Below are 10,347 nucleotides of genomic sequence, written 5' to 3'. Positions count from 1 at the left end.
ATGTTTGTCGATTTGGTGGCGCAAAACAGACGCTTAAATGCTGATGCAATTCGTGACACAAAAGCAGAAACTTTTATAGGCACCCAAGCTATTGCGCTTGGATTAGCAGATGTGCAAGGCACCCTTGCGCAAGCTTTGGAAGCCTTAACGGATTCCATATCACAAAACCCAACATCAACAACAAAAGAAGGACAAAACACATGGCACGCACACAATACCGCGCTGAGGAAGAGGATGACGAAAAGATTGTCGACATCATCAATGACGAGGAAGAGGACGAAGACGATAATGACGTCGACAAAAACGCCGAAATCTTTGACGACGAAGAAAACGAAGATGAGGACGAAGACAATGAGGACAATGAAAACAAGCGCGAAGATATGAAAGCCGTGCTTGAAAAAGAAAGAAAGCGCGCAAAAGCACTGACCAACCTTGAAAGGCAAGCAAAGCACTTAGGCGTTTCTTTTGACGCAGCAAAAGCTATTCAAAACGGTATGAGCATCGAGAAAGCACGCCAATGTGTGTTGACGGCTGCTAGCTCTCAAAGCGCGTCTTTAAAAGTCTCGCCTTATACCCCTCATAGTGATGGGACAAGCAAAGCAAAGATTCACGCAAAATGGGAAGCAGCTTGGAGGGCAGTGAAATGAATATTGTTTATGAAGACGTACGCAATGGCGCTTATCTTGGACCCTACGACCCCGATATGTCAAACGAAGAAGTGGTGTTTGCATCAGGAGCATTCATTGAAGCGGGAACTGTTATGGGAAAGATAACCTCATCAGAAAAATATATCCCCCTTAATCCAGCAGCAACAGATGGCAGCCAAACACCGGCAGGGATTTCTTTTGCCACTGTTGACGCAACAGGCGCCGATCAACGCGCCGTGATTACAGCACGCTTATGCACAGTGAAAGCTTCTGAACTGCTATGGCCAGATGCCATCACAGATGAGCAAAAGAACGCGGCCATTCAGTCTTTCGAAGACAAAAACAACATTCTATTGCGATAGGAGAATGCACACATGGATATGAATTTTTTTAAACATGATGCTTTCTCAAGCATCACAATGATGAAAGCCATTGAAAACTATGAGTTTCAACCTGGTCTTGTAAGCTCTCTTAATCTTTTTGAGGAAGTTGAAACCAGTACCACAGTGGTTGGTATTGAACGGCGTGATAATACATTTTCGCTTATTCAAACCAGTGAACGCGGCGCACCTTTGGCAGAAGGTGATAGAGAGGGTCGTAATCTTCGGTTTTTCAAAACAACACGGATTGCCAAAAGTGATACCGTAAAATCAGAAGAAATCCAGAACCGGCGTGAATTTGGCACAGAAGATCAACTCGAGACAGCAATGAAATATATTGCCAGAAAACAAAAGAAACTGATTTCTGAAATCGAATTGACATGGGAAAATATGCAGCTTGGCGCTGTTCAAGGTGTTGTCCTTGATGCTGATGGCTCTGTCATTGTTGACTGGTACAAAGAATGGGAAATCACACCCCCAAAGCCCATTGACTTTAAACTGAATAATGAGACAACCAATGTTGCTGACAATGTTGATCGGGTCATTATGCGGATGATTGAGGCTTCAAAAGGAGCATTTTCTGATCGTTCGCGGATTATTGGGCTTTGTGGAAATGAATTCTTTTCCAAGTTGAAAAACCATAAAACAATTCGTGAAACTTATCTCAACACAGCCTTAGCACAAACACTTAATAGCGCCGGAGGTGTTGCAACACCAAGCGCAATTGGCGCGGGCAGCTTTGGCAGTTTTGACTTTGCAGGTGTCACTTTCATTAATTACCGGAGTATTCACAACTATAATGTGAGTGCGAAGGCTGGAACAAAGCGCGCCATAGGCATTAAGCCGGATGAATGTCAATTCTTTCCTGTTGATGCGCCTGGTGTATTCCAAAAAACCTTTTCCCCTGGTGAAAGCTTGGATTTTGCTAACACCGTTGGAAAGCCTCTCTACACCATGTTGATCGTTGATCACGACCGTAATGCATGGGTAAAACCGGAGGTCTACAGCTATCCGCTTTACATCTGTACACGCCCAGAAATGCTGTTTAAAGCCGTGATTGGAGCGAAATAACATGCGTTGGCACGGGCTGCTCAACAAAATGGTTAAAGATGTACGCAACACCTTTGGGCAGCCCATCATCTACACGCGAAAGGACAACCAGCAATCTTTTCGGATCACAGCGATTTACACCATTAAACATTCAGAATCGGACGCCGGTGGCAGAATCCCTACCACAATTGCAAGAAAGGAACTTGATCTTTGTATCAATGACATTGGAGGCTTACCACCAAACCCTCAAGATAATGTTGTAATCATTTCCCCTGAAAACAGCAAAGCCCCCTCTCAAGAGCACTTCATTGTCACAGATGTCCAAGCCTCAGAATCCGGTATGTATAAGCTTATCTTGCGAGAGATAAAACAATGAAACATCCACGCGAAACGATAAGGGAAAGCTTTGTTGCTTTGATAAAGGCAGCAAAGACGGCAGCTGGTGACAACGTTTTCAATATGCGTGATTTCAACTTTTCCGTTGAGAACACGCCTGCAATTAATATCTCAACACAAAGTGAAACAATTGAAGATGGCTATGATTATGGAGTAAGGCGACGCGTTTTAACGCTAGATGTTGAATGTTATGCGACATGTGAAGATGGAGCGCGTTTTGTTGACCAATTAGCATGGGAAGTTGAGGAGATTTTCTACGCTAATCCCAATCTCAACAACACCGTTGAGACATGCCGCCTGCAAAATATTGCTTTTGCCTTTGGCGATAATGGCGCTCTAGCACTCCATGGTGCAATTTTAACCTTTGAAGTCATTTATGTGACAAATATCCCCAACATGGATGAAGAAGAAGGCAGTGTAGCAAGAATTGTTGAACCTTTCTTAAGCTTTGAACCAGAAACAGGCGTGAAAAACAAAGATAAATACCATAAAATTGAAGGTGGACATGTTAGAGCGACGCGATAAAGAAATCACAGATCTAAAGAGACGTGTGGCCAATATGGTTGTGGTGGGAAAAATTAGCCATGTCGACCATAAAAATGCACGCTATCGGGTAAAAAGTGGCAATCTTGTCAGTGACTGGATTCCAGACACCCAAGCCCGCGCCGGTAAAACACGCTCTTATGAAGGGCGTGATATTGGAGAGCAAGTGGTTGTTATCGCGTCATCTGGAGATTTATCACAAGGGGTGATTGTTGGCTCCATTCATACAGATGCTAATCAAGCCGCCGATAAGGGCAGCATTCACCGAACGATATACCCTGATGGAACCAGCCTTGAATATGATGATGAACAAAACACTTATGGAATTCACATCAAATCCGGTGGAAAATTTATCCTGACAATCGCTGATGGTGTGTCACTAAAAGGTGATGGTGGCAAGCTAGAGCTTACGGCACCGGAAGGTATAAAGATTGTTTCAGAAAGCGATATAAATTTAAACGCAAAGGGCGGCATTTCTTTGAAGGCAGGTGGTAGCGTTTCACTGAATTCGAATGATAGTCTCTCTCTTCATTCTGGGAATAATGTTTCCATTCACTCAAGTGGACTAAAGCATAACGGCACCAATATTGGAAACAGCCATGTTCATGGTGGTGTTTCCCCTGGCGGTTCTATGACAGGAGGCCCCAATTGAACAGTGGAATGGACCGCACAACTGGAAAGCCATTAACCGGCATTGATCATTTGCGCCAATCAATCCTTGATATTTTGTCAACACGGATTGGTTCGCGTGTAATGCGGCGTGATTATGGTTCACGTGTTGCTGAACTTATTGATGCACCGGTTAATAATGCTTTTGCTGTTGCTCTTTATGCTGCTGTTGCTGAGGCTGTAGACAAGTGGGAACCGCGTTTTAAACTGAAAAAAATTGATTTTAAAATGGTTGAGGCTGGACAAGTTTCTTTGTCCTTTGAAGGCATTTATTTGCCATCCGGCAAGCCCATTACCATGGAAGGATTATTGATAAAATGAATGGAGTGCTTGCAAAACCCGAAATCATCACAGAACTTTCTTTTGAGGAAATACGCGCTGCTGCTCTTGCCCATTTAAAAGAGCTTTTGCCGGAATATACCCTTCTTGAAAGTGATCCGGCTGTAAAAGTCATTGAGGCTTTTAGCTATCGAGAGTTGCTTTTAAGACAGCGTATTAACGAAGCGGCACGCAACAACATTCTTGATTTTGCAACCGGTGAATCTCTTGATGCTTTAGGAAACTGGCATGGTCTTGCCCGCATGGAGGGTGAAAGTGACGAGAGATATCGTGAACGTATAGAGCTTCATGCCCGTGGTGGCAATGGTAGCGGGACAGAGCCCTATTACAAGCTTATCGCTCTCTCAAGCGATAGTCGTGTTAAGGATGCGATTGTTTACCGTAAAGGCAAAGACCCAACTATCTATGTTGCTCTTTTTGGCAACAATGAAGAAGGAACAGCCTCTGAAGATCTCATACAAACAGTCTCAGAAGCTCTGCACAGAAAAAATATCATCATGACCAATGATACAATCATTGTTCACGCTGCTGTCAAAAAAGTGCTGGATTTAGAAGCAGATGTTTGGCTGTTACCAGAAACATCTTTGAAAATTCTCACAACAATGGAAACAAATTTAAGAGCAGCATGGAGACAAGAACAAGCCATTGGTCGTGAATTAAGTTTGTCGTGGTGGATTTCAAAACTCATGATTTCTGGTGTCCAAAAAGTGATCGCCATTACACCAACAAGGGACAGTACAGTTTGTGATGAAGAAGTTTTATCGATTGGAAAAATCACCTTAAACTTCAAAGGGCGTGCGCGCTAATGGTTGGTTCCCTCCTTCCCACAAACGCAACAGAATTTGAAAAGCGCCTTGCTGATGCTTGCGATTTTCATCAAGATATTGATGATTCTGTTTTGGGGATTTCACGCGCAAAACTGATCACACGCCCTCCCCGTTTCTTGCCGTGGTTGATTGAAGAATACGGGCTTGGAGAGCTTACGCCTTATGTTCCAAACCTTTATGATTTAATTGATCAAGGGCTTGCATGGCAGAGGATACGTGGCTCTCTTGCGGCAATAGAGATGGGTTTGAGATGGCTAGAGATTTCGGCACGCTTTCAACCCGCATGGACGGGGCGCGCATGGTGGAATTCCTTTCAACTTTACTTTGATCAGTTGCCTGAACGAACACAGCTTGAAGCTATTGAAGCAATCACTGACCTTTCCAAAAGTTTGCGCTCTGATTTTCGCCGTGGGACCTATGGTTATGATGTGCAAGCCATGGAAGCCAATATGTCACGCCTTGATGACAGCATGTTGGATTCTGAGAGCGGTGTTCACTTAACAGCTGGGGGAACTTTGTTTTCCTTTGGGCGCACAACAGAGATAGAGTGCATTCTCACAAGAGAAGAAGGCAGGCTTATTGGCAATTGGATAGATGATGGGGATGAAGAGTTAAGCTGGAACCAAATCGATTATCCATGGGACATGGCAAATTTTCCGTGGTGTTCGGTCAAAAAACATGAACGCGATATGCTCATGGCAGAATGGTTTCATGGTCGCACGCTTTATCTCGTGTTAAGAGACACCCAAAATGCCGTGATTGGGTATCAAAAATGCTATGCTGTAGCGCCTGTCGAACAAGCTTTAGATGGTGTGTACAGCCATTGTGGTAACAGATTTAACCCTTCCCCAACAGGCACCTTGTTGTTTCTAGCTGCACGAACAGATTTTCACGATGTTGACGGCAAACAAGCAGCCTTTGTTTCCATTCTCGTTCACGGCATTCCCAAACAAGATATCCCTCTTGATATCCCTTTGGGCAAGCTTTGGTTGGAGACTGATGAACTGAATGGTGGTGTGGAGATACTCAAAACGCCCATTAACATTCCTTTGCGTGCCGATGTTCGCGAACAATTCAAGATTTTATTGAGGTTTTAATATGAAGCATGAAAGTGGTTTACCCTTTGCAATTGACAGATCTCGCGGCAAAGAGGAACAACAAAGCGTTGTCTTTTATGGACAGCGTCCCTTTATTCAAGGGGGTGAACTGAATGAAGTTCAAACCATTATAAGGGGACGGCATGACCGCTTGGGACGTCTTGTAGCACAAGAAGGAGACCGCGTGGAACGGGCTGATGCTTTTGTCAATAAAGAAACAAGGACCGTCACTTTAACGGATGGCAAGATCTATATCGCAGGCGATATTTTTCCGGTCTCTGAAGCTGTACTCAATAATGTTGCCATGATTGGACGTTTGGAAATTGGTGTGAAGCTGCAAAAAAAATGGATAACCCATGAGGATGATCCAGAGCTGTTGGGGCAAGTCCCTGGCACCTTGGCAGAAGGAGAGCCTGGTGCCGCACGCGAAACAGCAAAGCTTGTTTGGGCACTGAAAGAAGATACACAGCAAGGCACTTTCTTTCCGGTTTATATTTTACAAGATGGTGTTCTGATTGATCAAAAATCCCCCTCATTGCTTGAACCCGCCATGCAAGCTATTGCGACGTATGACAGAGCCCATGGGCATTATATCGTGAGTGGCTGCCGTGTAAGCGCTTTAGGAGCAAACAACGGTTGCCAAGTCTTTAGTATTCAAGAAGGGGAAGCCAATATCAATGGCTTTAAACGCAAGCGTCTAGCCGCCTTGCGCCATGAAGAGGTGGAGGATTTTTCGACAAGCGTTGTTCCAAGCGAAACGCATATTTTTGCGCCCCCAAAAGGGAAAACAAGTTTTACCTTTAAACCCTATTATTTTCCTATTGCTGATATTCAGTCTCTTTTGTTGACAAAAGAAAAAACTGTTAATGTCACCCGTGGTGCGGTTGCCGCAGGGCGTGATGGTGTTCCCGATAAAAGCATCACCGCGTTTATTAAGGTCGTTCAAGGAAGCAAGGAATTTAAAGAAGGCACAGATTTTAAAAAAACCGGAGACACCATTGATTGGGCACCCGTAGGAGACGAACCTTTAGCGGGAAGTAGCTATAAGGTGACTTATCGCTATCGTGCAAAAATCACGGCTGATAAGGTAACAGCAAAGGAAATCACCGTCTCAGGGGGGGCGCAAGGTGGGGATATTATCGTCAGTTACACTTACAAATTGCCCCGCATTGACCGTATAGGACTGAACACAGGGGGTAATGTGGTTTACATCAAAGGTATATCAGTAGACCACCCTATGGCACCCAGTGTCCCTGATGATGTGTTATCCCTTGCAACGATCACCAACAATTGGCTTGAAACGCCGGTTGTGGTCAATGATGGCACACGGGTTGCCCCCTATGATGAGATGTGGCGCTATTTTCAACGGGTGCTTTCCCTTGACCGGTTGATGCAGTTAGAGCGCATTAAAAGCAATGTTGACTCTAAAGAACCTGTTGCCAAAAAAGGCATGTTTGCAGATCCCTTTCTTGATGATCATTACAGAGATGAAGGCTTTCAACAAACGGGCGCTGTAGGCAATGGTATTTTGCAGCTTGCTATTGATCCAACATTCTATACTGCTCCTTTAAAAGCGCCTGTTACGCTTGACTGGACAAATGAAGTGATCATTGCGCAGGAATTGACAACGGCTTGCGAAAAAATCAATCCTTATCAAAATTTTGCACCCCTGCCTGGTACAGTAACCCTTGAACCCGCGACAGACTTCTGGCATGAACAGCGCACCGATTGGCTCTCTGGTGTCACCAATCAGATCATTATGGGCAGGAACCGTGGCAGAACTATCCGTAACACAGAAGTGCGTGATGATCTCATCAATGAGACTCAAGAGCAAATCGATTTTTTGAGACAAATTACCCTTCACTTTAAAATTGAAGGTTTTGGTAGTAGAGAAATCTTGGAAAGTCTTACCTTTGATGGTGTGAATGTCTTGCCAGCGAGCCGCCTTGTTGCCGATAGCAAGGGCACCCTTGAGGGCACTTTTAAGATTCCACAAAACATCACCGCTGGCACAAAAAATGTTGTGGCACGGGGAAAAGGTGGAACCATTGCAACGGGGCTTTTTACCGGTCAAGGTGTGATTGATGTGAAAGTGATGCGGCGCACCACCACTGTGAAGATATGGACGCAAGTGGACCCACAAGCGCAAGTTTTTACCCCCGATGAAACACGGCAAATCACAGGAATTGACTTTCATCTTTGCAAAATCGGCAATGAGAACCATGATCTGGTGATTGATTTGGTGACAACCGAAAATGGCTATCCGACCGCCGATATTCAAGCGCAAAGCTTTTATTCTATGAAGGGCGCAAAGAGAGGGTGGGCAGAGGCACGCTATGATGTGCCACTGTTAGTTCCCGATGACCGCTTAACGGCTTTCGTTATCAAGACAGATGATGCTGATCATTCCGTCTCTTTAGCAAAGCTTGGGGATTTTGATGCAGAACACCAGAGATACGTCTCAAGCCACCCTTACGTGACCGGTCCACGCTTTTCTTCTGTCAATGCGCAAAGCTGGACCGCCCATCAAGATGAGGCCTTAGCCTTTCGTGTGCTAGCTGCACGCTACACACAAACAGAAAAAACCATTGATCTTGGCACTTTTGATCTTGTGGACTGCTCTGATTTGCAAATCCGCGCAGCCATTGAATTGCCTTCAAGTGCGTGTTCTGTCATCTTTGAAATTGAACGAAACAACGGCACGGTTTATCAACTCCTTCCCTTTCAATTGCTCAGTCTTACTGAATATATCAGTGAAAAGGTAAAGCTTCGCGCCATTCTCAAAGGCACAGAAAAGCTCTCACCCGTCTTGTTTGCGCCTGTTCAATTAATTGCGGGGAAGATTCATAAGGAAGCCACTTATGTCACCCGTGCTTTTGCCTTTGGCGAAAAGGCAAGGTTGACCAGTTATATCAAAACATTTTTACCGGGCGGTGCAACCTTTACACTCGAGATGCAACTGGATGATGGTGCTTTCACCCCTTTGAAATTAGAGGAAACAGAACAACTCGCTGAACCGCTTTGGACAGAACGCAAATTTGTGAGCAGCGACAAAGGAGCCAAACAAGCGCGCTTGAAATTGACCCTTACCGGTGGACCAGCAGCACGGTCCATGGTGAGTGATTTTGGCGCCGGCATATTATGAGGGGAGAATGAGAGATGACAAAAACCAAAAAACTCGACATGGAATTGCCTAAAGAAGGACACTTTATCAGTTCTGAATTCCCAATCTTACGGGAAAACTTGACCAAAATTGATCAGGCAATAGCCGATGTTGAGGACAAGGTAGAGGAAAAAGCGCCTTCAAAACACATGCATAGCATAAGTGATATCACAGATCTTGAAGCAGCCTTGAAGGCCAAAATGGCAGCGGATAAAACCTTCACCTTTGCTGATTTAAGCGATATCGAGGGGGCACACGATGCAGCCAACAATTATGTTCTCTATAAATCAAGCAATAATAACTTCACCTTTGGCAGTGCTATCTCCCTGTTAGGCGCACACCAACATAAAACCGAAGATATTGTGGGGCTTGATGATTTTAGAGCTAAGATCAATGAAGATCTCACAAGCTATGGACACCTCACAAGCCCCAATGAATGGCAAAGTTATAATAAATTTACCAGCAAAGTCACTATGAGTGCTGGCTTAGAACTGTTGGGTAATTCGTCGTTTAGCCTCACCCATAATGGTGAAGTGATCACAAACTTAAGTGCGAGTGGTAGCTCGCTTAAAGGACCACTGAAAGTTGATGGTGATGTTGTTTATACGAAGGCGCAAGTGGATGCAGCCATCTTAGCAGGGATAAAGAGTCTTAAAAAAGATTTGACTGATAAAATCACCAATTGGCCGGCTCTTGCTGATGCTGAATTGCTGTATACGCAGGATGGGAAAATTCAATGGCCCGATTGGGTAACGGATAAAACCAAAGTCGAAATTACAGCCTGGGGCGGCGGCGGTAGTGGTGGTGGTGCGGATACACCAAGATTAGGCGGTGGCGGCGGCGGCGGAGGTTGTTCCGTGTGGTATGGCTACAAGGCCAGTTTAAACGGTCATCAAGATATCGTCATTGGTAAAGGAGGAGCTTCTGTTGCAAAGCGTTGTGTAAGCGGTAATTCTGGAGAAATAACAGTTGTTGGCAAAAATTTTATGACAGCTACAGGAGGAAAAGGTGGTGGAGGTGCTTACTCCTATACCTCTCATTCGGGATTTGGTGGTAGTACGACTTCCTACTATTCAGGCTCTGGTGGCGCTGGAGGTACAGGTGGAAACTTTGGTTTAGCAACAGATGAACATCTAGGAATTGCCAAAGGCGGAAATGGTTGTGCTGGAACAAGTGGAATTACGAGCAAGATAAGCGGTAACGGAGGTGATGCTGGGGGTGATACATCAAGAGGTG

12 protein-coding genes are annotated in these 10,347 nt (G+C 44.9%); all 12 read left to right on the top strand.

Going from position 1 to position 10,347, the window contains the following annotated elements; genetic code table 11:
• On the top strand, positions 1-384 hold a 384-nt coding region (locus tag PVV57_RS08945), incomplete at its 5' end, for a S49 family peptidase (RefSeq protein WP_273783912.1).
• Positions 381-647, top strand: a complete 267-nt coding sequence (locus tag PVV57_RS08940; RefSeq protein WP_273783911.1) for a hypothetical protein — start codon at positions 381-383, stop codon at positions 645-647. The genes PVV57_RS08945 and PVV57_RS08940, both read left to right, overlap by 4 nt.
• A complete protein-coding gene (locus tag PVV57_RS08935; protein WP_273783909.1) occupies positions 644-1,009 on the top strand; it encodes a head decoration protein in 366 nt (121 codons plus the stop codon). The genes PVV57_RS08940 and PVV57_RS08935 overlap by 4 nt, the downstream gene beginning before the upstream one ends.
• A 12-nt stretch (positions 1,010-1,021) precedes the next feature.
• Positions 1,022-2,098 (top strand): major capsid protein, encoded by a 1,077-nt coding sequence (locus tag PVV57_RS08930; RefSeq protein ID WP_273724452.1) that lies wholly within the window; start codon positions 1,022-1,024, stop codon positions 2,096-2,098.
• A 1-nt stretch (position 2,099) separates the two neighbouring features.
• Positions 2,100-2,453 (top strand): hypothetical protein, encoded by a 354-nt coding sequence (locus tag PVV57_RS08925; RefSeq protein ID WP_273783907.1) that lies wholly within the window; start codon positions 2,100-2,102, stop codon positions 2,451-2,453.
• A complete protein-coding gene (locus tag PVV57_RS08920; protein WP_273783906.1) occupies positions 2,450-2,998 on the top strand; it encodes a hypothetical protein in 549 nt (182 codons plus the stop codon). Before PVV57_RS08925 ends, PVV57_RS08920 begins: the two co-directional genes overlap by 4 nt.
• Positions 2,979-3,668 carry a phage baseplate assembly protein V gene (locus tag PVV57_RS08915; RefSeq protein WP_273783904.1) on the top strand — a complete coding sequence of 230 codons (690 nt, stop codon included), beginning with the start codon at positions 2,979-2,981 and terminating at the stop codon, positions 3,666-3,668. The genes PVV57_RS08920 and PVV57_RS08915 overlap by 20 nt, the downstream gene beginning before the upstream one ends.
• Entirely contained in the window at positions 3,665-4,006 is a 342-nt protein-coding gene (locus tag PVV57_RS08910) for a GPW/gp25 family protein (RefSeq protein WP_273783903.1), read from the top strand. Before PVV57_RS08915 ends, PVV57_RS08910 begins: the two co-directional genes overlap by 4 nt.
• Positions 4,003-4,830, top strand: coding sequence for a baseplate J/gp47 family protein (locus PVV57_RS08905; RefSeq protein ID WP_273783901.1), 828 nt, complete (start codon positions 4,003-4,005; stop codon positions 4,828-4,830). Before PVV57_RS08910 ends, PVV57_RS08905 begins: the two co-directional genes overlap by 4 nt.
• Positions 4,830-5,948: a phage tail protein gene (locus PVV57_RS08900; RefSeq protein ID WP_273783899.1), complete on the top strand. Its 1,119-nt coding sequence runs from the start codon at positions 4,830-4,832 to the stop codon at positions 5,946-5,948. The genes PVV57_RS08905 and PVV57_RS08900 overlap by 1 nt, the downstream gene beginning before the upstream one ends.
• Before the next feature lies 1 nt (position 5,949).
• Positions 5,950-9,093, top strand: coding sequence for a DUF4815 domain-containing protein (locus PVV57_RS08895; protein WP_273718801.1), 3,144 nt, complete (start codon positions 5,950-5,952; stop codon positions 9,091-9,093).
• 14 nt (positions 9,094-9,107) lie between these two features.
• Positions 9,108-10,347, top strand: a 1,240-nt coding sequence (locus PVV57_RS08890; RefSeq protein WP_273783897.1) for a Bgr_08870 family protein, incomplete at its 3' end; no start/stop codon positions are given.

It is taken from the genome of Bartonella sp. AU15XJBT (assembly GCF_028618615.1).
Lineage (GTDB): Bacteria > Pseudomonadota > Alphaproteobacteria > Rhizobiales > Rhizobiaceae > Bartonella.
The sequence above is the reverse complement of the archived record's forward strand: the minus strand, read 5'-3'. Positions and strand labels throughout refer to the sequence as shown.